At 56.4% G+C, this 22,061-nt stretch carries 20 protein-coding genes and 1 other RNA gene; 9 read left to right on the top strand and 12 right to left on the bottom strand.

The window, feature by feature from the left end; translation table 11 throughout:
• The first annotated feature begins 166 nt into the window (after nucleotides 1-166).
• The 3 genes from SPH27_RS15385 to SPH27_RS15375 all read left to right on the top strand — a co-directional run bounded on the left by SPH27_RS15385 (nucleotide 167) and on the right by SPH27_RS15375 (nucleotide 2,090).
• Nucleotides 167-559, top strand: coding sequence for a DoxX family protein (locus SPH27_RS15385; protein WP_023309292.1), 393 nt, complete (start codon nucleotides 167-169; stop codon nucleotides 557-559).
• A 71-nt stretch (nucleotides 560-630) separates the two neighbouring features.
• A complete protein-coding gene (locus SPH27_RS15380) occupies nucleotides 631-1,617 on the top strand; it encodes a glutathione S-transferase family protein (protein ID WP_048981210.1) in 987 nt (328 codons plus the stop codon).
• A gap of 107 nt (nucleotides 1,618-1,724) precedes the next feature.
• Complete coding sequence (locus tag SPH27_RS15375; protein WP_029739660.1) at nucleotides 1,725-2,090, top strand: DUF805 domain-containing protein; 366 nt, start codon at nucleotides 1,725-1,727, stop codon at nucleotides 2,088-2,090.
• Between the two features lie 47 nt (nucleotides 2,091-2,137).
• Here SPH27_RS15375 and SPH27_RS15370 read toward each other — a convergent pair whose 3' ends face one another.
• Complete coding sequence (locus tag SPH27_RS15370) at nucleotides 2,138-3,040, bottom strand: LysR family transcriptional regulator (protein ID WP_029739659.1); 903 nt, start codon at nucleotides 3,038-3,040, stop codon at nucleotides 2,138-2,140.
• A 104-nt stretch (nucleotides 3,041-3,144) separates the two neighbouring features.
• On the opposite strand from SPH27_RS15370, the gene SPH27_RS15365 reads away from it, so the two are divergent.
• Nucleotides 3,145-3,846, top strand: coding sequence for a pirin family protein (locus SPH27_RS15365; protein ID WP_033146726.1), 702 nt, complete (start codon nucleotides 3,145-3,147; stop codon nucleotides 3,844-3,846).
• Nucleotides 3,847-3,927: 81 nt separating this feature from the next.
• Here the strand turns inward: SPH27_RS15365 and SPH27_RS15360 are convergent, their stop codons facing one another.
• The 9 genes from SPH27_RS15360 to garL form a co-directional block, all read right to left on the bottom strand.
• Nucleotides 3,928-4,338 carry a Spy/CpxP family protein refolding chaperone gene (locus SPH27_RS15360; protein WP_182071520.1) on the bottom strand — a complete coding sequence of 137 codons (411 nt, stop codon included), beginning with the start codon at nucleotides 4,336-4,338 and terminating at the stop codon, nucleotides 3,928-3,930.
• A 151-nt stretch (nucleotides 4,339-4,489) separates the two neighbouring features.
• Nucleotides 4,490-6,784, bottom strand: a complete 2,295-nt coding sequence (pflB, locus tag SPH27_RS15355) for a formate C-acetyltransferase (protein ID WP_182071519.1) — start codon at nucleotides 6,782-6,784, stop codon at nucleotides 4,490-4,492.
• A gap of 15 nt (nucleotides 6,785-6,799) precedes the next feature.
• On the bottom strand, nucleotides 6,800-8,008 hold the full coding sequence (tdcD, locus tag SPH27_RS15350) for a propionate kinase (protein ID WP_045888073.1): 1,209 nt from the start codon (nucleotides 8,006-8,008) through the stop codon (nucleotides 6,800-6,802).
• A gap of 30 nt (nucleotides 8,009-8,038) precedes the next feature.
• On the bottom strand, nucleotides 8,039-9,370 hold the full coding sequence (tdcC, locus tag SPH27_RS15345; RefSeq protein ID WP_029739656.1) for a threonine/serine transporter TdcC: 1,332 nt from the start codon (nucleotides 9,368-9,370) through the stop codon (nucleotides 8,039-8,041).
• A gap of 9 nt (nucleotides 9,371-9,379) precedes the next feature.
• Complete coding sequence (gene tdcB, locus SPH27_RS15340) at nucleotides 9,380-10,369, bottom strand: bifunctional threonine ammonia-lyase/L-serine ammonia-lyase TdcB (protein WP_182071518.1); 990 nt, start codon at nucleotides 10,367-10,369, stop codon at nucleotides 9,380-9,382.
• A gap of 100 nt (nucleotides 10,370-10,469) precedes the next feature.
• Entirely contained in the window at nucleotides 10,470-11,390 is a 921-nt protein-coding gene (gene tdcA, locus SPH27_RS15335; RefSeq protein ID WP_008501504.1) for a transcriptional regulator TdcA, read from the bottom strand.
• Between the two features lie 676 nt (nucleotides 11,391-12,066).
• Nucleotides 12,067-12,443, bottom strand: an RNA gene (rnpB, locus tag SPH27_RS15330) — RNase P RNA component class A.
• A 59-nt stretch (nucleotides 12,444-12,502) separates the two neighbouring features.
• Nucleotides 12,503-13,393: a 2-hydroxy-3-oxopropionate reductase gene (garR, locus tag SPH27_RS15325; protein ID WP_047060279.1), complete on the bottom strand. Its 891-nt coding sequence runs from the start codon at nucleotides 13,391-13,393 to the stop codon at nucleotides 12,503-12,505.
• Nucleotides 13,394-13,414: 21 nt separating this feature from the next.
• Nucleotides 13,415-14,185, bottom strand: coding sequence for a 2-dehydro-3-deoxyglucarate aldolase (garL, locus tag SPH27_RS15320; protein ID WP_182071517.1), 771 nt, complete (start codon nucleotides 14,183-14,185; stop codon nucleotides 13,415-13,417).
• Nucleotides 14,186-14,559: 374 nt separating this feature from the next.
• Between garL and garD the strand changes: the two genes are divergently transcribed.
• Entirely contained in the window at nucleotides 14,560-16,131 is a 1,572-nt protein-coding gene (garD, locus tag SPH27_RS15315; protein WP_182071516.1) for a galactarate dehydratase, read from the top strand.
• 153 nt (nucleotides 16,132-16,284) lie between these two features.
• Here garD and rsmI read toward each other — a convergent pair whose 3' ends face one another.
• The gene (rsmI, locus tag SPH27_RS15310) at nucleotides 16,285-17,148 is read right to left on the bottom strand and encodes a 16S rRNA (cytidine(1402)-2'-O)-methyltransferase (protein ID WP_023309315.1); all 864 of its coding nucleotides are present in this window, start codon (nucleotides 17,146-17,148) and stop codon (nucleotides 16,285-16,287) included.
• A gap of 62 nt (nucleotides 17,149-17,210) precedes the next feature.
• Between rsmI and SPH27_RS15305 the strand changes: the two genes are divergently transcribed.
• The 4 genes from SPH27_RS15305 to dolP are packed head-to-tail and all read left to right on the top strand — an operon-like array spanning nucleotide 17,211 to nucleotide 20,923.
• Entirely contained in the window at nucleotides 17,211-19,373 is a 2,163-nt protein-coding gene (locus tag SPH27_RS15305; RefSeq protein WP_207167862.1) for a penicillin-binding protein activator, read from the top strand.
• Nucleotides 19,331-19,726 (top strand): YraN family protein, encoded by a 396-nt coding sequence (locus SPH27_RS15300; protein ID WP_028014533.1) that lies wholly within the window; start codon nucleotides 19,331-19,333, stop codon nucleotides 19,724-19,726. Before SPH27_RS15305 ends, SPH27_RS15300 begins: the two co-directional genes overlap by 43 nt.
• Nucleotides 19,727-19,747: 21 nt before the next feature.
• Nucleotides 19,748-20,338, top strand: coding sequence for a DnaA initiator-associating protein DiaA (gene diaA, locus SPH27_RS15295; protein ID WP_003861754.1), 591 nt, complete (start codon nucleotides 19,748-19,750; stop codon nucleotides 20,336-20,338).
• 9 nt (nucleotides 20,339-20,347) lie between these two features.
• Nucleotides 20,348-20,923, top strand: coding sequence for a division/outer membrane stress-associated lipid-binding lipoprotein (gene dolP, locus SPH27_RS15290; RefSeq protein ID WP_029739641.1), 576 nt, complete (start codon nucleotides 20,348-20,350; stop codon nucleotides 20,921-20,923).
• Between the two features lie 67 nt (nucleotides 20,924-20,990).
• Here the strand turns inward: dolP and SPH27_RS15285 are convergent, their stop codons facing one another.
• Entirely contained in the window at nucleotides 20,991-22,028 is a 1,038-nt protein-coding gene (locus SPH27_RS15285; RefSeq protein WP_039260439.1) for a permease, read from the bottom strand.
• Nucleotides 22,029-22,061: the final 33 nt, after the last annotated feature.

Here is a 22,061-nt window from a genome sequence, read left to right as displayed (position 1 = left end):
CACGCCCCCTTACTCAATATCTTTGAAGAAGATTGACAGTTTTCCTTGCTAACAATTACCACCCGCCCCGTTTATTATCCTCTCCATCGACAGCAACGCCGCGGTATCTACCCGGAATTGCAGACAAATAATGTTCAGCCGCTCATGTGGTTTCCTGGAGAGTAAAATGAAAAAATTAGAAGATGTTGGTGTACTGGTCGCGCGTATTCTGATGCCAATTCTGTTCATCGTGGCAGGTTGGGGAAAAATCACCGGTTATGCGGGTACCCAGCAGTATATGGAAGCCATGGGCGTTCCGGGGTTCCTGCTGCCGCTGACCATTCTTCTTGAGTTCGGCGGCGGCCTGGCGGTACTGTTCGGCTTCCTGACCCGTACTACCGCGCTGTTTACCGCAGGCTTCACCGTGCTGACGGCGTTCATCTTCCACAGCAACTTTGCGGAAGGCGTGAACTCTCTGATGTTCATGAAAAACCTGACCATCGCGGGTGGCTTCCTGCTGCTGGCCGTCACTGGTCCGGGCGCATACAGCATCGACCGCGTTCTGAATAAGAAGTGGTAAGCACGCTATACTGAATGAACACAAAGCGAGGAGACATCTCCTCGCTTTTGCTATCTGACGGAGGAGAAAAAATGGGACAACTCGTAGACGGCGTATGGCAGGATGTCTGGTATGACACCAAATCCACCGGAGGTCGCTTCAAGCGCTCAGTTTCGGCCTTCCGTAACTGGCTGACCGCCGACGGCGCGCCAGGCCCGAGCGGCGAAGGCGGCTTCGCGGCTGAGAAAGACCGTTATCATCTTTATGTTTCGCTTGCCTGCCCGTGGGCACACCGCACGCTGATTGTGCGCAAGCTTAAAGGTCTCGAATCCTTAATTCCGGTTTCGGTCGTGAACCCGCTGATGCTGGAAAACGGCTGGACGTTTGACAGTGATTTCCCCGCGGCGACCGGCGACGATCTCTACCACCACGATTTCCTTTACCAGCTCTATCTTCGCGCCGATCCTCACTACACCGGGCGCGTTACCGTACCGGTGCTGTGGGATAAGAAAAACCAGACGATTGTCAGCAATGAGTCTGCGGAAATCATCCGCATGTTCAATACCGCGTTTGACGCGCACGGCGCCCGCGCCGGGGATTACTACCCGGTTGAACTGCGCGATAAGATTGATGAGCTGAACGGCTGGATTTACGACAACGTCAACAACGGCGTCTACAAGGCCGGTTTCGCCACCAGCCAGGAAGCGTATGACGAAGCGGTCGGAAAGGTGTTTGAATCGCTTGAGCGTCTCGAGCAGATCCTGGGCCAGCATCGCTACCTGACGGGCGATCGCCTGACGGAAGCGGACATCCGCCTGTGGACCACGCTGGTTCGCTTCGATCCGGTCTATGTCACCCACTTTAAGTGCGACAAACACCGCATCAGCGATTACCTGAACCTGCATGGTTTCCTGCGTGACATCTACCAGATGCCGGGTATTGCCGACACGGTCGACTTCGACCATATTCGCACCCACTATTTCCGCAGCCACAAAACCATCAACCCGACGGGCATTATCTCCATTGGGCCGTGGCAGGATCTGGATGAACCTCACGGGCGCGACGTCCGATTTGGATAAATACGAAGGGCATCACCAGATGCCCTTTTTTAATTCACAATCTCCATCTATCCTTACCTCGATCGCTTAGAAAACAAGTGATTGACTGACTAATGAGGCAAGGAAAAATGGACTGGTATTTAAAAGTACTGCGTAACTACATTGGATTTGGTGGCCGTGCCCGCCGCAAAGAGTACTGGATGTTCGTTCTGGTGAACTTCATTCTCATTATGGTGCTGGGTATTGTGGATAAAATTCTTGGCTGGGAGCGGGCTGGCGGTGAAGGCGTGCTGACCACCATTTATGGCCTGTTAGTCCTGCTGCCATCATGGGCGGTGCTGTTCCGTCGACTGCACGACACCGATCGTTCAGCGTGGTGGCTACTGCTGCTGTTGATCCCGATTATTGGCTGGATCGTGATTTTGATCTTCAACTGCCAGAGCGGGACGCCGGGCGAAAACCGCTTTGGTCCGGATCCTAAGATCGGCGCATAAAAAAAGCCCGGTGGCCACTTCGCTTACCGGGCCTACAAATTACGATTTTATTTATTGTATTGCGTGAAAAGCTTCGGAATTTCGCGTAAACACCATGATTTGGCTTCGCCCATGCTGTCACGGCGCCACGCCATAATGATATCCACCTCGTGGCTATATTCCGGGCTGACTACGCGCAGCCGCCCTTCAGCAATGTCTTTTTCGACAAACGGGTACGGCATGGTCGCCACGCCCAGACCCGCCAGCAGCGCCTGACGTTTGTCTTCCAAAGACGTGACCGTCAGACGAGGCTGCTTATCCAGCAGCTGCACCGTCAGCACCGGACGCTCTCGCGCGGTATCCGCTACCGCCACGCCGCGATACTTCACACGCGTCACTTCAGAGAGCGGCTCCGGCTCCTGATGAATCGGGTGATTGGGTGCGGCAACATAGACGTTCATCACGCTGTAGAGCTTGCGCGAGTTGATTTCCGATGAGGAACGGAAGTGCATGTCCGGCGCAATCACAATATCCGCCCTGCCCGTTTCCAGACGTTCCCACGCGCCTGCCAGCACCTCGGTGATGATTGACAGCTGCGTATTGGCCTTCGCCGCCAGGCGGTCCACCAGCGGGAACAGCGCTTCTGTCGGCACCAGCGCTTCGGTAACTAACGTCAGATGGGTTTCCCAGCCGCGCGCCAGCGCTTCGGCGTCCGTCGTGAGCTTGTCCGCCGCTTCCAGCAGCACGCGGCCGCGCTCCAGCAGCATTCGCCCCACGTTGGTGAATTTTGTTCGATGACCGGAGCGGTCAAACAGCACCACGTCCAGCTCTTCTTCCAGCTTCTGCATGGTGTAGCTTAGCGCAGACGGAACGCGCCCCAGCTCATCTGCCGCCGCCGCAAAACTGCCGCGCCGGTCAATCGCGTCCATGACGCGAAGCGCCTCAAGCGTCAATGCTCTCTCTTTAGCCATCTCGTTCTCATTCAGGAAATTTGAACATACCGGGCAGAATATCTGGCTAACAATGCAGCGTCCATACCTTTACCATTGTTTTAGTGTAAAGAGAGGTCAAGTTTATGATTACGACAAGAACAGCTAAACAGTGCGGACAAGCCGATTTCGGTTGGCTGCAGGCCCGCTACACCTTTTCCTTTGGACACTACTTTGACCCTAAACTCCTCGGTTACGCTTCACTGCGCGTGTTAAACCAGGAAGTGCTCGCCCCGGGCGCCTCCTTCCAGCCGCGTACGTACCCGAAAGTCGATATCCTGAACCTGATCCTGGAAGGCGAGGCAGAATACCGCGATAGCGAGGGCAATCATGTCCAGGCAAAGGCTGGCGAAGCGTTGTTAATTTCCACGCAGCCGGGCATCAGCTACAGCGAGCATAACCTCAGCAAAGACAAAACGCTGACCCGTATGCAGCTGTGGCTGGACGCCTGCCCCGAGCGGGAAAATCCGCTGGTACAGAAGTTAGATTTAACGGGCGATAAGCAGCAGCTGATTGCATCGCCGGACGGCAGTAAAGGTAGCCTGCAGCTGCGCCAGCAGGTGTGGCTGCACCATATCGAACTGAAGAAAGGTGATCAGGCGAGCTTCCAGCTTCATGGTCCGCGCGCCTATTTGCAGTCTATTCACGGTACGGTACATGCGGTGACGCACACGGAAGAGAAAGAAGCGCTCACCTGCGGCGACGGGGCGTTTATTCGTGATGAAGCGAATATCACCCTGGTGGCGGATACGCCGCTGCGCGCGCTGCTGATTGATTTGCCGGTTTAGAGAATGCTCTCACCCTAACCCTCTCCCAATGGGAGAGGGAACCGATCGAGCCACGGCAGAATCATCCGGCGCCGTAAGAAATCACTCTGCCAGCGCGTTAGCCATATCGGTTCTAATCTGCTTACGCTGTTCCGGCGTCAACACCTGGCTGACGTCGAAGTAATATTTCACGCGGTAATAGCGGGTCTGCTCTTCAATTTTGCTAAAGGCAGCAAGCTGGCTTTTCACCGTGCTTTCGTCCCATTTACCCGCCTGGAACATGTCGATCAGCGCGCCGTCCTTCACCCCCGTCATGGGGATCTTGCTGACATTTTGTTCCAGCTGCTTATGCAGATCCTCAATCTTTTTAACCTGCTCATTGCTGAGCTTCAGGTGCTGTACCAGCGGATCCTGCGAGGGAGACGGGGCAGCCTCAACGTTCGCGGCCTGTGCCGTTAAGCTGCACGCTGCCAGCGAGGCGGCGGCCAGCGCAATACGGGTCATTTTCATCATCTTACTGTCCTTACATGCTGTGATAGGGAAAAGCAGGCGTATTGTTTTTCAAGAGCGGATGAATATGTGTGAGTAATTATATAAACAATTTTGTATGTTTAGCGGGCAAAAAAATGCCCCCAGGGTGAGGGGGCATGAGACCTGAATGTCGTCAGATAGATTGCGTAAACGTCCTCGAAATCACATCCTGCTGCTGCTCGCGCGTCAGGGCGTTAAAACGCACCGCATAGCCTGAAACGCGGATCGTCAGGTTCGGGTAATTCTCGGGATGCGCGATGGCATCGAGGAGCATTTCCCGGTTCATGACGTTGACGTTCAGATGCTGCCCGCCCTCAATGGACGCTTCGTGATGGAAGTACCCGTCCAGCAGCCCCACCAGGTTGGTTTTGCGCACCAGCTCGTCCTTGCCCAGCGCCTGCGGCACGATGGAGAAGGTGTAGGAGATCCCGTCTTTCGCGTAGGTGAACGGCAGCTTGGCCACCGACGTTAGCGAGGCCACTGCCCCTTTTCTGTCGCGGCCGTGCATCGGGTTCGCGCCTGGGGCAAACGGCGTGCCGCCGCGGCGTCCGTCCGGCGTGTTCCCGGTCTTCTGGCCGTAAACCACGTTGGAGGTGATGGTCAGGATCGACTGGGTTGGCACCGCGTTGCGGTAGGTTGGCAGCGCCTGAATTTTCTTCATAAAGCGCTCCACCAGGTCGCAGGCGATGCTGTCCACGCGGTCGTCGTTGTTGCCGTACTGCGGATAGTCTCCTTCAATCACGAAATCGACCGCCAGACCGGTGTGGTCGCGCACCGGCTTCACCGTGGCGTATTTAATGGCCGACAGGGAATCCGCCGCCACCGACAGCCCGGCAATGCCGCAGGCCATGGTGCGATAGACGTCGCGGTCGTGCAGCGCCATCAGCGAGGCTTCGTAGCTGTACTTATCATGCATGTAGTGAATGAGGTTCAGGGCGCTGATGTACTGCACCGCCAGCCAGTCCATAAAGTGGTCGAGGCTCGCCATCACGGTATCGTAATCCAGCACGTCGTCCAGCAGCGGCTCGGTTTTCGGGCCGACCTGGATCTTCAGCTTCTCGTCCACGCCGCCGTTGATCGCGTAAAGCAGCGTTTTGGCGAGGTTGGCGCGCGCGCCAAAGAACTGCATCTGCTTGCCGATCACCATCGGGCTGACGCAGCAGGCAATGGCGTAGTCGTCGCTGTTGAAGTCCGCACGCATCAGATCGTCGTTCTCATACTGCAGCGAAGAGGTGACGATCGACACCTGCGCGGCGTATTTCTTGAACGCGATCGGCAGTTGTTCAGACCAGAGGATCGTCAGGTTCGGCTCCGGCGCAGGCCCCATGGTGTGCAGGGTATGCAGATAGCGGAAGCTGTTTTTGGTCACCAGCGTGCGCCCGTCCAGCCCCATGCCGCCGATCACTTCCGTCGCCCAGATCGGATCGCCGGAGAAGAGCGTGTCGAACTCCGGCGTGCGCAGGAAGCGCACCATGCGGATCTTCATGATGAAGTGGTCGATCAGCTCCTGCGCCTGGACTTCATTCAGCCTTCCTGCCTGCATGTCGCGTTCAATGTAGATATCGAGGAACGAGGCCGTGCGCCCTAGCGACATCGCCCCGCCGTTCTGGGATTTCACCGCTGCAAGATAGGCAAAATAGACCCACTGCACCGCTTCCTGGGCGTTCATCGCCGGACGTGAAATATCAAAGCCATAGTTCGCCGCCATCTGCTGGATCTGCAGCAGCGCGCGCCTGTGCTCCGCCAGCTCTTCACGCAGGCGGATCGTCGCCTCCAGATCTTCACCGCGCTCCAGCCTGCCCTGCAGATCGGCAAACTGCAGTTCGCGCTCGCGCATCAGATAAGCGATCCCGTACAGCGCCACGCGGCGATAGTCGCCGATAATGCGTCCGCGCCCGTAGCCGTCCGGCAAGCCGGTCAGCACGCCGGATTTACGGCAGCGCATCATCTCCGGCGAATAGACGTCAAACACGCCCTGGTTGTGGGTTTTGCGCAGGTCGGTAAACAGGTATTCGAACTGCGGATCCATCTCCCGGCCATAGGCTTCGAACGAGCTGCGGATCATGTTGATCCCGCCATAAGGATGCAGCGCGCGCTTGAGCGGTTTATCGGTTTGCAGGCCGACGATCGTCTCCAGATCCTGGTCGATATAGCCCGGCCCGTGGGCCGTAATGGTGGTGGCGATGTTGGTATCAAAATCCACCGGGGCGTGGGTGGCGTTCTCCTGGCGAATGCCGACCATTACCTTCTGCCACAGCGCCGTCGTTGCTGGCGTCGCCTGCGCGAGGAAAGCTTCATCGCCTTCATAAGGGGTGTAGTTATGCTGAATAAAATCGCGGACGTTGACGGCGTTTTTCCATTCTTCACCGCGAAACCCGGCCCATGCGTCGCTGTAGGGCGCGACGCCCGTATCGATTGTTACTTTCATGTGATTCTCGCTTTATCAGGCGTAAGCCGCGGCCGGGGTAACCTTTCCAAGACGGAGGGCGTCCAGCGCGATCATTTTTTCTTCGTTGGTAGGGATAACCGCGCAGGCCACGCGGGACGATTCGGTGGAGATCACGCGCTCACCCGCGCTCCCCGGCAGGGCATTTTTGGCGTCGTCGAGGATGATGCCGAAGACTTTCAGATGTTCCGCCACCAGCGCGCGGACAAGCTTCGAGTTTTCGCCAATTCCGCCGGTAAAGACCACCCCATCCAGGCGGTGCAGCGACGCCGCGTGGCCGGCAATATGTCGCGCAATGCGGTGAACAAAGGTGTGTATTGCCAGCTGCGCCCGCTCGTTGCCTTCGTGCCAGGCTTTCTCCAGCGCACGTAAATCGGAGGAGATGCCGGAAATCCCCAGCAGCCCGGACTCTTTATTGACCACGCGCTCCAGATCCTCAAACGACTGGCCGGTCTGCTGGGCAATCCACGCCATCGCGCCGAAGTCCACATCGCCGCAGCGCGTCCCCATCACCAGCCCTTCCAGCGGCGTCATCCCCATCGAGGTGTCGACGCTTTCGCCGTTGCGCACCGCGCAGATCGACGCCCCGTTGCCGAGATGGGCAATCACCAGGCCGCTGTCGTCGGGGGACAGCCCGAGAAGCGTATGCGCCTGTGCGGCCACGTAGCGGTGAGAGGTCCCGTGGAAGCCGTAGCGGCGCACGCCCAGCTCTTCAAAATAGCGGTACGGCAATCCGTACAGATACGCCTGCGGCGGCAGCGTCTGGTGGAAGCTGGTATCAAATACCGCGACCTGCTGCACGCCCGGGAACAGGCGCTCTGCCGCTTCCACGCCGCTCAGGTTGGCGTAGTTATGCAGCGGTGCCAGCGGGGAGACCTGGCGAATCTGCGCGATCGCCTCTTCCGTGATCAGGGTCGACTCGCTGAAGAGGTTTCCCCCGTGCGCAATGCGGTGGCCAATTAAGGCCACGCTGCTCATCAGGTTACGCTTCTCCAGCTCCAGGGCGATGGCAGCCAGCGCCCCTTCGTAGTCCTGGTGAGCCAGTCTGGCTGGCTCACCCCCGTTCACGGAAATAAAGGCCTTCTCGGTGTTGATCCCGTCTGCAATGCCCGTCATCAGGGCATCGCAGCTGCTAGCGTCGAGCACCGAAAACTTAACAGAGGACGATCCGCAGTTAATAACCAGTACAACCGGAAACTCAATCATCATGTGACTCCGCTCTTCCTGAGCAATGGGTTAGAACAGTTTGTAAACGATATTCAGAATGGTCAGCAGGCCGACCGCGGTAACGAAGATGTTCTCGGTACGCCCTTTGTATTTCGCCAGCGCCGGTGCTTTGCGGATGGCATACATCGGCAGCAGGCACAGCAGAGAGGCAATGATTGGCGCCCCCATGGCTTCAATAAGGTCCAGAATGTTCGGGTTGGCGTAGGCCACAACCCAGGTGGAGCCCATGATGAACACCATGCTGATGGTGTTCAGCTTGCCAACGGAGACTTTCTTCTTATCGCCCTTGTAGCCAAACTTGAGGATCAGGCCGTTCAGCCCTTCCAGCGTGCCCAGGTAGTGACCGAAGAAGGATTTGAAGATAGCCACCAGCGCGATGATGGAGGCACCGTATTCCAGTACCGTTGCGAACGTCGATTTGGTTCCTGACATTGACGCAAAGTGGTTCGCCAGGTAGGAGAGCACCGGAATGTTCTGCGCCTTGGCGTCCGCCATGTTCTGCGGAGAGAGCGTAAACAGGCAGCTAAAGGCGAAGAACATCACCACGGCCACCATCAGCAGGCTGGCGCGACCGATGATTTTGGAACATTTCTGCTCGGTGAACGCTTTCCCGAACTCCGGCTCGTACTCTTCGCGCTTGGAGACCACAAACGAGGAGACGATAGGCGAGAAGTTGAAGGAGAAGACCATGATGGAGATACCCAGCCACACCGTGACCAGAATGCCGTCATGACCGGTAAAGGCGATATCGCTCAGGTTGACCTGATCAATCACCGCCGAGTTCCAGTAAGGGATCAGCGACAGGGAAATCAGCACAAGGCTGGCGATAAACGGGAACACCAGGAAGCTCATGACTTTCACCATCAGGTCTTTACCAAACCAGATAACAAAGGCCATCAGCAGCAGCAGGAACAGCGCCACCACGCCGCGGTTCAGCGCAGGCAGCTGGAGCTGGTTTTCCCAGAAGGTCATAAAGGTGTTGGTAATGGTGACGCCGTAAATCCACAGCAGCGGGCAAATGGCGAAGAAGTAGAGGAAAGTGATCACCACCCCACCGGTTTTACCAAAGTGCTCTTCCACCGTTTCGGTGATGTTGCCGGAGACGTTGCTGCCGGAGAGGCACAAACGCGCCAGCGCGCGGTGGCAGTAAAACGCAATCGGGAACGCGAGAACCAGCATCAGCAGGATAGGGATCAATCCACCAAAGCCTGCGCGAATGGGGAAGAACAGCACGCCTGCGCCAATGGCGGTACCAAACAGGCCGAGCGTCCATGTGGTATCAGACTTACGCCAGGAGGACGTTTTTGTCTGGCCAACGATAATGCTTTCTGTGTTGCTCATAGGTCACCTTTATGCGTCAACGAAGCCGGTAATTTGGGAAACACGGGAGAGATCGATATTGCCGCCGGAAATAATGCAGACGGTTTTACGACCCTGAATATAGTGGTCAAGCTTGCCGCTTAATAACGCGGCACAGGCCAGCGCGCCGGCACCTTCCGTCACCACTTTATTTCGCTGAATAAGCGCAATCATGCTGTCGCGAATGTTGTCTTCGCTGACCAGCACAATGTCATCAACCAGCTCGCGAACAATTTCGAACGGTAAATTACCGGGACGAGAAACATCACAGCCGTCGGCCAGCGTGCCGGTAACGCGATGGCTCATTATTTCCCCGGCCTGGTACGATGCCGCCATGCCGTGAACATTTTCTGACTGCACGCCGATGATATTAATGGTGGGGTTGATGGATTTAATTGCCGTCGCAATCCCGGCAATTAAACCGCCGCCGCCGATAGGCACAATAACGTTATCCACGTCGTATAAATCTTCGAGAATTTCCAGACCGATGGTGCCCTGCCCGGCGATCACTTTGGCGTCATCGTAAGGCGGAATAAAAATACGTCCTTCCATCTCGACGATTTCGCTGACTTTGGCAATGGTGTCGTTGAAGTTCTCGCCGTGCAGCACCACTTCCGCCGAGTAGTCGCGCGTCGCGTCCACCTTGGATTTCGGCGCGCCCATCGGCATCACCACTTTGCCGTCGATGCCAAGCATCGCGCAGGAGAGGGACACACCCTGCGCGTGGTTTCCCGCGGAGCAGGCGACAACGCCTTTGCGTTTTTCAGCGTCGGTCAGCGAGCTTAATTTGTTAAACGCGCCGCGGATCTTAAACGAGCCGGTACGCTGCATGTTCTCAAACTTCAGGAATATTTCGCCCTTGCAGCGTTCGCTAAGATAATTCGAGCGCGGCATACCTGTTTTATATATTTTTCCTGCCAGTCGTTTTCTGGCGTCCTGAATATCTTCAATCGTTACCGGGAGATCGTAGGTAATATGCATAATATCCTCGTTATAATAATTCATTCTTTTCGGGCAAAGTCAGGGTATCAGAGCGTTACAGAGATAAGCTCTGGGTGTTTTTAAATTGATTACTCATTATTCATCGTCGTCTTTCGATATTCATCGACGAATACTGTTTTGCCAGCTCAACTAATACTGACGCCGATTTTTTAATCCTGTAATTTTTTGACCACACGGCGGCATAACGCGCCACGGGTAATTCATCTTCTACGGGCAACACAATAAACTGATCAGAACCGAACGGCGCAATCATGTCGCGGGGAATGACCGTCAGATAATCGGCATTGAGGACAAGGTTATAAATGGTGACGACAGAATCGGTCTGGACGATGTTTTCGATGCTGATGTGGTTGTCTTGCAGGGTGGTCAGAAGTTCTTTGTAGTAGCCCATATCGGTTTGCGGCATCACCCACTGCTCGTGCGTGAGCGATGCCAGTGTCGTCGGGCCGGTGCACGTTCGCGTTTTGCTGGCGACCAGCACAAACTCGGACTCAAAAAGCGGTTCGACGTGCAGATCCTGCAGCAGCATTTCATCACTCAGCGTGCCGATAGCGAAATCCAGACGACCGTCGCGAATAGCCGGAAGGAAAGAGGAGAGCTGGGCTTCATACATCGAGACGCGTGCTTTCGGGAACACTTCCTTGAATTTTTTGATCATCTCGGACAGGAAGGTAAAGCCGATCAGCGACGGGTAGCCAAAGGAGACGTCCATAACGGTACTGAAGCTCAGGCTGTTAATCTCACTCACCATGTTTTTCATTTCGCGGGTGATCGACTCAGAGTACGAGAGCAGAACCTGACCCGCGGCGGTGAGTTTTACGCCGGTGTTTTTACGCACCATCACTTCCACGCCGAAGTAGGACTCAATATCGCTGATGATTTTGCTGACGGCGGGTTGCGTCAGGCCAAGCTGTCTTGCTGCAGAACCTATGGAGCCACTTTTAATGACTTCCTGAAATACCACGAGGTGCTGTGTTTTCGGTAGAATAATAGTGTTCATAATATTCTGCGCTTATTTCCCTATGACGGAGCGGATTCTACCTAATAGTGTTTAAGGGGGTATGTGCTGTCACTCACAATTTGCTTTTTCGCACGCTTCACAGGAACAACGAAAACCAAAAAATGCATTTATTATCAATAACATAAATAAATACAACCACACCATTACGCTGATATCGATCAATAAAAGCAGTAGTAATAAATTTATTTTATGGCGATAACCTTGATAAATTTTTCAGCGTTAAAAAAATCAATAAAGACGATCTTTCAGGCAATTAAAGACCAATAAATAACCGCTATTTGCTTGAAACATTCTTTCAATTTATTAAATTTTTCCGATGCGAATTTTCAGGTTTGCGGAAAAGAGTGGAATGCGTCACATATTCACGGGAGAAATGTATTTGATTTCAATATATGCATATCAAACGCGAAAAGTTTCGGGATCATAAAGGTAACAAACATAACAAATTATCAATACTAAAAATCGTGTGTTTTTTAGCGTGAAATTTTGTGATGGCGATCGTCTACAGATGCAGGAGCGATACGGAAGGGATAAAAACAGTGAAATGTGCTTAATGTCGCAAATATGAGAATTGATGTCGTTTGTCCGGCGCTGCGCTTACCCGGCCAGCAACACCCGGAAAGCAAAAACCCCGCCGTAGCGGGGTTTTTTAAGAAGTTGAAGCTGACCGATAAGCCGGGTTCTGTCGTGGACAGTCATTCATCTAGGCCAGCAATCGCTCACTGGCTCAAGCAGCCTACCCGGGTTCAGTACGGGCCGTACCATGTGAACCCCTATTTGGCCTTGCTCCGGGTGGAGTTTACCGTGCCACGGACTGTTACCAGCCGCGCGGTGCGCTCTTACCGCACCCTTTCACCCTTACCTGATCCCGCTTGCGCGGGCCATCGGCGGTTTGCTCTCTGTTGCACTGGTCGTGGGTTTCCCCCCCAGGCGTTACCTGGCACCCTGCCCTATGGAGCCCGGACTTTCCTCCCCTCCGCCCGTCTCCCCCGAAAGGGACGACGACGAAGCGGCGACTGTCTGGTCAGCTTCGGCGCGCAGTATAGAGGGTTTGCGCGCCGCTGTCACCCTCAGGTGTGGGCAAGGCGTGATTAACGCGCCACTTCCACCTTCGCCAGTTTTTCGTAGTAGCACGCAATCGCGCTGTGATCGGCCGTGCCCAGGCCATCCGCACGCAGCGCCTGCATCATCTCCATGACCGCCGCGGTCAGCGGCAGCTGTGCGCCTACGCCGTGTGACGTATCCAGCGCGTTCGCCAGATCTTTAATGTGCAGGTCGATGCGGAAACCGGGTTTGAAATTACGATCCATCACCATCGGCGCTTTGGCATCCAGTACGGTACTACCCGCCAGACCGCCGCGAATGGCCTGATAGACCAGATCCGGGTTGACGCCCGCTTTGGTTGCCAGCGTCAGCGCTTCGGACATGGCGGCAATGTTCAGCGCCACAATCACCTGGTTTGCCAGCTTGGTCACGTTACCCGCCCCGATGTCTCCGGTATGCACCACGGAGCCCGCCATGGCTTTCATCAGGTCGTAGTATCTATCGAAAACGGCTTTATCTCCGCCGACCATCACCGACAGCGTGCCGTCGATCGCTTTCGGCTCACCGCCGCTGACCGGCGCATCCAGCATATCGACGCCCTTCGCTTTTAACGCCTCGCTGATTTCACGGCTTGCAAGCGGCGCAATAGAACTCATATCAATCAGCACCAGGCCCGGCTTCGCACCGTCGATAATGCCGTTCTCACCCAGCGCAACCTCTTTAACATGCGGGGAGTTGGGCAGCATGGTGATGATGACATCGCACTGCTCGGCAATGGCCTTCGCGGTGGTGGCCGTTTCAGCGCCCGCAGCTATCACCTCTGCCACGGCCTGCGGATTGTGATCGGATACCACCAGTGAGTAACCCGCTTTGATGAGGTTCTTACTCATTGGTTTACCCATGATCCCCAGGCCAATAAAACCCACTTTCAGCGTCATAATCTGTTTCCTCAATGATGGTTATTTTTTAAAAGCGTCGGCTAATTTCTGCGTGGCCGAGCGGAATACCCCGAGGTCGCTGCCGACGGCAACAAACGTGGCTCCCCACTCCAGATAGCGACGGGCGTCAGCCTCAACCGGCGCCAGAATGCCGCACGGTTTGCCATGAGCTTTAGCGCGGACAAAGATGTGCTGGATCGCGCGCTGCACGTCAGGGTGGCCGGCGTTACCCAGATGGTCAAAGGCGGCCGCCAGATCGCTTGGGCCGACGAAGATACCGTCCACGCCGTTTGTGGCGGCAATCGCGTCAACGTTATCAACTCCCTGCTGGCTCTCGATCTGAACCAGAATAGTGATGTTGTTATTGGACTGCGCGAAGTAGTCCGGCACGGAGCCAAACATATTGGCGCGATGCGAAACGGAAACGCCGCGGATCCCTTCTGGCGGATAGCGCGTTGAGGCTACGGCCAGGGCCGCTTGTTCTTCCGTCTCCACAAACGGGATCAGGAAGTTGTAGAAACCGATATCCAGCAGGCGCTTGATAATTACCGGCTCGTTAGTTGGCACGCGCACTACCGGGGCGCTGGGACTGCCTTTCAGCGCCATCAGCTGCGGAATAAAGGTGCTGATATCGTTCGGCGCATGTTCGCCGTCCAGCACCAGCCAGTCAAAACCAGCCAGGCCCAGCACTTCGGTGCTGATTGGGTTTGCCAGCGCGGACCAGCAGCCAATCTGAATCTGGTGTGCCGCGAGGGCCGCTTTAAATTTATTCGGGAAGATATCGTTACTCATCGTATTTACCTTTTTTATTCCGCAGCCTTTTTCAGTATCATTTTATTTATTCAGACACCGCACCAGCATTATATTTATTATTCTGACGTATTTTGGCGTTATAAAATCGTCATTCAGTATAAAACGCAACCCACGACCGCACATTGTTTTAATGCTCAAGCATTGCGTAACATTTCAAAGAATTTTTTTGCATATGCACAAGGCGCTGGGCGCTAATGCACAGAATCAGGCATTACCGGTTCTGGAGCGATCGCGATCACATTTTCATATCCCCTATGCTGACATGCTTTAATTCTGAAAGCCGCGTATTTATTTCTACCATTAGAAAATTGGCTGAATTTATTATCAGACACTTTGCTGGAGAATACTGAACAATGGCCGACATTGAAATTCGACAGGCATCGCCGACGGCGTTTTATATAAAAGTCCACGACACCGATAATGTGGCGATAATTGTCAACGACAATGGCTTAAAAGCGGGCACCCGCCTCCCGGACGGGCTGGAACTGATTGAGCATATTCCGCAGGGACATAAAGTCGCCCTGGTGGATATCCCTGCTAACAGCGAAATCGTACGTTACGGTGAAGTCATCGGCTATGCCGTTCGCTCTATACCGCAGGGCAGCTGGGTTGAGGAGTCGCTGGTGGCGCTGCCGGAAGCGCCGCCGCTGAACACGCTTCCACTGGCGACCCGCGTGCCGGAACCGCTTCCTCCGCTGGAGGGCTATACCTTCGAAGGCTACCGCAACGCGGACGGCAGCGTCGGCACCAAGAATCTGCTCGGCATTACCACCAGCGTGCATTGCGTGGCGGGCGTAGTGGATTACGTGGTGAAAATCATCGAACGCGATCTGCTGCCGAAATACCCGAACGTCGACGGCGTGGTGGGCCTGAACCACCTCTACGGCTGCGGCGTGGCGATTAACGCACCCGCTGCGGTAGTGCCGATCCGCACCATTCACAATATTGCCCTCAACCCGAACTTTGGCGGCGAGGTGATGGTAATTGGTCTGGGGTGTGAAAAATTGCAGCCAGAGCGCCTGCTGCAGGGCACCGAAGATGTGAAAGCCATTCCCGCAGACGAGGCCAGCATCGTGCGCCTGCAGGACGAACGCCACGTGGGTTTCCGCTCAATGGTCGACGATATCCTGCAGGTAGCTGAACGCCATCTGGACAAGCTCAACAAGCGCCAGCGCGAAACCTGCCCGGCGTCTGATTTGGTAGTGGGAACACAGTGCGGCGGCAGCGATGCCTTCTCCGGCGTGACGGCCAACCCGGCGGTGGGCTATGCGTCCGATCTGCTTGTTCGCTGCGGCGCCACGGTGATGTTCTCCGAGGTAACCGAAGTGCGTGACGCCATCTATCTGCTTACGCCGCGCGCCGTTAATGAAGAGGTCGGCAAGCGCCTGCTTGAGGAAATGGCCTGGTACGATAGCTATCTCGATATGGGCAAAACCGACCGCAGCGCCAACCCGTCTCCGGGGAACAAAAAAGGCGGCCTGGCGAACGTGGTGGAAAAAGCGCTCGGCTCCATTGCCAAATCCGGCCAGAGCGCGATTGTGGAAGTGCTCTCTCCGGGCCAGCGCCCGACGAGGCGCGGCCTGATCTACGCGGCAACGCCGGCCAGCGATTTCGTCTGCGGTACTCAGCAGGTAGCGTCCGGCATTACGGTACAGGTCTTTACCACCGGGCGCGGCACGCCGTACGGCCTGATGGCGGTGCCGGTGATCAAGATGGCGACCCGCACCGAGCTGGCAAACCGCTGGTATGACTTAATGGACATCAACGCGGGCACCATCGCCACCGGAGAAGAGAGCATTGAGGACGTGGGCTGGAAACTGTTCCACTTCATTCTGGATGTCGCCAGCGGGCGGAAGAAAACCTTCTCGGATCAATGGGGATTACATAATCAGCTGGCGGTGTTTAACCCGGCACCGGTGACGTGATTTTTCGCACCACATCTATCCCGCATTCAGGTAACTCGCCGGACACGCCGCAAACCGTCCAGGTTGAGGCGATACCTGTTGACTAAAAGACGCATAGCGATCTGCAGGCCGGGTCAGGCGCAGCCGCCACCCGGCAAAACAGGCGGCAGGGGCTTACTCCCCCTGCTGCTCCAGCGCATGCTTATACAGCGCATTTTTCTTCACGCCGTGAATTTCCGCCGCCAGCGCAGCGGCCTTCTTCAGCGGCAGTTCCGCCTGCAGCAATGCCAGCGTGCGCAGCGCGTCGGCAGGGAGCGCGTCTTCCTGCGCTTTATGCCCTTCGACAATCAGCACCATTTCGCCCTTGCGGCGGTTTTCGTCTTCCTTCACCCACGCCAGCAGTTCTCCCACTGGCGCACCGTGAATGGTTTCCCAGGTTTTGGTCAGCTCGCGCGCCAGCACCACGTAGCGGGCTTCTCCCCAGACGGTCACCATATCTTCCAGGCTCTCCAGCAGGCGGTGCGTGGATTCGTAGAAAATCAGGGTGCGCGGTTCCGCTTCCAGATCTTTTAACACGTCACGGCGGCCTTTGGATTTGGCAGGCAGGAAGCCTTCATAGCAGAAACGGTCAGACGGCAGACCTGCGGCGCTCAGCGCAGCAATGGCAGCGCACGGCCCCGGCAGCGGCACAACGCGAATACCGGCTTCACGACAGGTACGCACCAGGTGATAGCCAGGATCGTTGATCAGCGGCGTACCGGCGTCGGAGACCAGGGCAATGTTCTGCCCCTCTTTCAGCTTCGCCACCAGCGTTTCGGCTTTTTGTTGCTCATTGTGATCGTGCAAAGCAAACAAACGGGCGTTAATCGCGAAATGTTGCAGCAGCAGGCCGGTGTGGCGGGTATCTTCAGCAGCAATTAAATCAACAGCCTGCAGTACGGTGAGCGCACGTTGGGTAATATCAGACAAATTCCCGATAGGAGTAGGTACAATATAAAGCTGGCCTTGAGAATTATCTGCCGTTTCGTGTTGTTTCATTGTTTCGTCCGTATTGCCGATTTAATATTGAGCATTGCGTAAAAAAAATCACTGGATACAGTATGGTACCGTTAACGTTTCTTCGAAAAAAAGCCACGCGCAGCGTGCCGCTTCTGCTGGCAGCCCTGATCTTTGCAGGCTGTGGCACCCAGGCACCTGACCAGAGCACCGCCCATCTTCAGGGATCTGCTCAGGCTGATTCTGGCTTTTATCTGCAACAAATGTCGCAGAGTTCAAATGATACCAAGACCAACTGGCAATTACTCGCCATTCGTGCACTGCTGAAAGAGGGTAAAACCCAGCAGGCAGCCGAACTGTTTAACCAGTTGCCGAAAGATCTTAACGACGCCCAGCGTCGTGAGCAGAGCCTGCTCTCTGCCGAGCTGAAGGTCGCGCTGAAAGATTACGCCGCCGCGAAGAAGATCCTCGGTGACATTGACGTGAGCGCGCTGGATAAAAATCAGCAGGCTCGCTTCTGGCAGGCGGGCATTACCGCTGAGCAGGGACGTCCTTCTCTCACGCTGCTCCGTGCCCTGGTCGCGCAAGAGCCGCTGCTCGGCGGTGCCGATAAGCAGAAAAATATTGATGCCACCTGGCAAGCGCTTGCCTCGATGACCCAGGAACAGGCGCAGGCGCTGGTCATCAACGCCGATGAAAACGTCCTTCAGGGCTGGCTGGATCTGCAGCAGATGTGGTTTAACAACCGCAGCGATCCAAAGATGCTGAAAGCCGGTATTACGGACTGGCAGACGCGCTACCCGCAAAACCCGGGGGCGAAAATGCTGCCAACCCAGCTGGTAAACGTGCAGAACTTTAAGCCAGCGTCCACCAGCAAAATCGCCCTGCTTCTGCCGCTCAACGGCCAGGCGGCGGTGTTTGGCCGTACCATTCAGCAGGGCTTTGAAGCCGCGAAAAACGGTACCACTTCGGTAACCGGCAGCGCGGTTCCCGCGCAGGCGGCCCAGGCGGCTAACGTGAATGATGTGGTCAGCCCGTCCGCAGCGGAGACCAGCGATCTGACCACGGCGCAAGCGCCGGCACAGGGTACGATGCAAAACCCGGTGACGGCCCCGACGTCGCCTCCGGCTACAGCAGCACCTGCTGCGGCAGCCCCAGCTACTCAGGCTCCGGCCGAGACGCAAGTGGCACCAGCACCTGAAGCGACAGCAGAACAGCCTCAACCGCAGCCTGCACAACCCGCAGCCCAGCCTGCCGTTCAGCCGCAGGCCGTGGCAACCACCAGCGCCAACCCGGGCGCTGAGGTGAAAATTTACGACACCAGCTCGCAGCCGCTTGACCAGGTTCTGGCGCAGGTTCAGCAGGACGGGGCCAGCATCGTTGTCGGTCCGCTGCTGAAAAACAACGTGGAAGAGCTGATGAAGAGCAATACCACGCTGAACGTGCTGGCGCTCAACCAGCCTGAGCAGGTTCAGAACCGGGCCAATATTTGCTACTTCGCGCTTTCCCCTGAAGATGAAGCCCGCGATGCGGCGCGCCATATTCACGAGCAGGGTAAGCAGGCTCCGCTGCTGCTCATCCCACGCAGCGCGCTGGGCGATCGCGTGGCCAATGCCTTTGCCGATGAGTGGCAGAAGCTGGGCGGCGGCGTGGTGTTGCAGCAGAAATTTGGTTCCGTCTCTGAACTGCGCGCGGGCGTAAACGGTGGAGCGGGTATCGCGCTCAACGGCAGCCCTGTCACCACGAGCCTGCCGCAGCAGCAGGGCGTGACGATTGGCGGCCTGACGATCCCTGCCCCGCCTACCGACGCGCAGATTAGCGGTGGCGGCAAAGTGGATGCGGCCTATATCGTTGCCACGCCGCAGGAGATCGCCTTTATCAAACCGATGATCGCGATGCGTAACGGCAGCCAGAGCGGCGCAACGCTCTACGCCAGCTCGCGCAGCGCGCAGGGCACCGCAGGCCCGGATTTCCGTCTGGAAATGGACGGTCTGCAGTACAGCGAAATCCCGATGCTGGCAGGCAGCAACCCGGCGCTGATGCAGCAGGCGCTGAGTACCGTACGTAACGATTATTCGCTGGCGCGTCTGTATGCGATGGGTGTCGATGCATGGGCGCTGGCGAACCACTTTACCCAGATGCGTCAGGTGCCGGGCTTTGAGCTTAACGGCAACACCGGCGATCTGACCGCGACTCAGGACTGCGTGATCAACAGGAAGTTATCATGGCTCAAATACCAGCAGGGGCAAATCGTCCCGGCCAGTTAAGCCGTAAAGAGACCGGCGATGCGTGGGAGTTAAAGGCGCGTCGCTGGCTTGAAGGCAAAGGACTGCGCTTTATCGCCGCTAACGTCCGCGGGCGCGGCGGCGAAATCGACCTGATCATGAAAGACGGTCAGGTTATCGTGTTTGTAGAAGTCCGCTTTCGACAGTCCTCCCGTTTTGGCGGTGCTGCCGCCAGCGTGACGCTCGCCAAACAACATAAATTATTACAGACTGCCCACTTGTGGCTTGCCCGCCATAATGGGAGCTTTGATACTGTGGATTGCCGGTTCGATGTGATAGCCTTCACCGGAAATGAGATCGAATGGCTTAAAAACGCTTTTGGCGAAGACGCATAATTAAGATTTAAAAGGGATAACGTGCTCGAAAGAATTAAAGTGTGCTTCACAGAAAGCATCCAGACTCAGATTGCCGCGGCGGAAGCCCTTCCGGATGCTATCTCGCGTGCCGCAATGACGCTGGTGCAATCCCTGCTTAATGGCAACAAAATCCTCTGTTGTGGCAACGGCACGTCAGCCGCCAACGCACAGCATTTTGCTGCCAGCATGATCAATCGCTTTGAAACAGAACGCCCGAGTTTACCCGCCATTGCACTTAATACCGATAATGTGGTCTTAACGGCGATTGCTAACGATCGTCTGCATGACGAAATTTACGCAAAGCAGGTGCGAGCCCTGGGTCATGCGGGAGATGTGCTGCTGGCCATCTCCACGCGCGGCAACAGCCGGGACATTGTCAAAGCCGTTGAAGCCGCCGTCACCCGCGACATGACCATCGTGGCCTTAACCGGCTATGACGGGGGTGAGCTGGCGGGTCTGCTTGGGCCGCAGGATGTGGAAATCCGCATTCCTTCTCACCGAAGCGCGCGTATTCAGGAGATGCATATGCTCACGGTGAACTGCTTATGTGATTTGATCGATAACACGCTTTTCCCTCACCAGGATGATTAAGGAGTTCTTATGAAGGCTTTATCGACCCTCGCAGTCCTTATGTCTGCATTACTGCTTCAGGGATGTATCGCTGCGGCCGTTGTGGGTACCGCCGCGGTAGGCACCAAAGCGGCAACCGATCCACGCACCGTGGGGACACAGGTGGATGACGGTACGCTGGAGCTGCGCGTCAACAGTGCGCTGTCGAAAGACGAACAAATCAAGAAAGAAGCGCGTATCAACGTGACGGCTTACCAGGGCAAAGTGCTGCTGGCAGGCCAGGCGCCAAATCTGGAGCTCGCCTCTCGCGCGAAACAGATTGCGATGGGCGTCGAAGGGACCACAGAGGTGTTTAACGAAGTGCGCCAGGGCAAGCCAATTGGCCTGGGTGACGCCTCTTCCGATACCTGGATCACCACCAAAGTGCGTTCCCAGCTGCTGGGCTCGGACCAGGTGAAATCTTCCAACGTGAAAGTGACGACTGAAAACGGCGAAGTATTCCTGCTGGGTCTGGTGACCGACCGTGAAGGGAAAGCGGCGGCGGATATCGCCAGCCGGGTGAGCGGCGTGAAGCACGTCACCACCGCGTTTACTTACATCAAATAAAAAAAATCCCCTCGCTTGAGGGGATTTTTTTGTAGGCCCGGTAAGCGCCAGCGCCACCGGGCTTTTTTTACATCAACGCAATACTGCCCACAATCACCCCGCTCAACGCCACCAGCCCTGCGGTCAGCCACAGCGCTTTCGCCGGGAACGACTTACGCAGCATGATAAGCGACGGCAGGCTGATCGCCGGCAGCGTAATCAGCAGCGCCAGCGCCGGCGCGGTGCCCATACCGGCCAGCATCATGGTCTGAACAATCGGGATTTCCGCCGCCGTTGGGATCACAAACAGGCAGCCCGCAACGGCCATCGCAATGACCCACATCAGCGTGTTGTCGATAGCGCCATCCGCATGCGGGAAGAGCCAGACGCGCGCCGCCCCCAGAACCAGTACCGCCAGGATATAGACCGGGATGGTGCTCCAGAACAGCTGCCATAGCGCCCTGCCCCAGCGCGCAAAGAAGCCCCCCTGCGGTTCGCTGACGTCCAGCTCAACGGCTGCGGGTTCTGCGGCAGTATCCTTGACCAGTTTTTGCACCAGCGTCGCCACCACCAGCACGGTCAGCAGCCCGGCGACCAGACGGATGAACGCGAAATGCCAGCCCAGCACAAAGCCCATAAACACCAGCGTCGCCGGGTTGAGCAGCGGGTTCCCCATCCAGAACGCCAGCGCGCCGCCCATCGACACGTGCTGACGCCGCATCCCTGCGGCCACGGGCGCGGCGCAGCAGGAACACATCATCCCCGGCAGGGAGAAAATCGTCCCCAGCAGCGTGCCCTGAAAGCGCGGCTGCCCAAGGGTTTTCACCAGCCAGTTACGAGGGATAAGCACCTGAATCAGCGAGCCCAGAATGACGCCTAAAACGGCGGCTTTCCAGACGGCAAGGAAGTAGACCATGGCATAGTCCCACGCCGCCTGCAGCGGGCTGGAATCAGCCTGAGCGAGAATAGATTTACCGATGCTGTGCGTTTCGGCGGCAGTGAAGGCTTTGCCGTAGTACGGCTGCCATTTCACGTACCAGAGGCCAACAATGACCACGAGAAAGAAGAGTGCGGGCTTCCACCACTGAACAGGTGTTGCCGCCTGAGATGAAGACTGACCAGTCATAGCATTCCCCGGAGAGTATTAGGTTATTAGCCG

This window comes from Enterobacter sp. A103, from assembly GCF_034427535.1.
GTDB classification, from domain to species: domain Bacteria; phylum Pseudomonadota; class Gammaproteobacteria; order Enterobacterales; family Enterobacteriaceae; genus Enterobacter; species Enterobacter asburiae_B.
The sequence above is the reverse complement of the archived record's forward strand: the minus strand, read 5'-3'. Positions and strand labels throughout refer to the sequence as shown.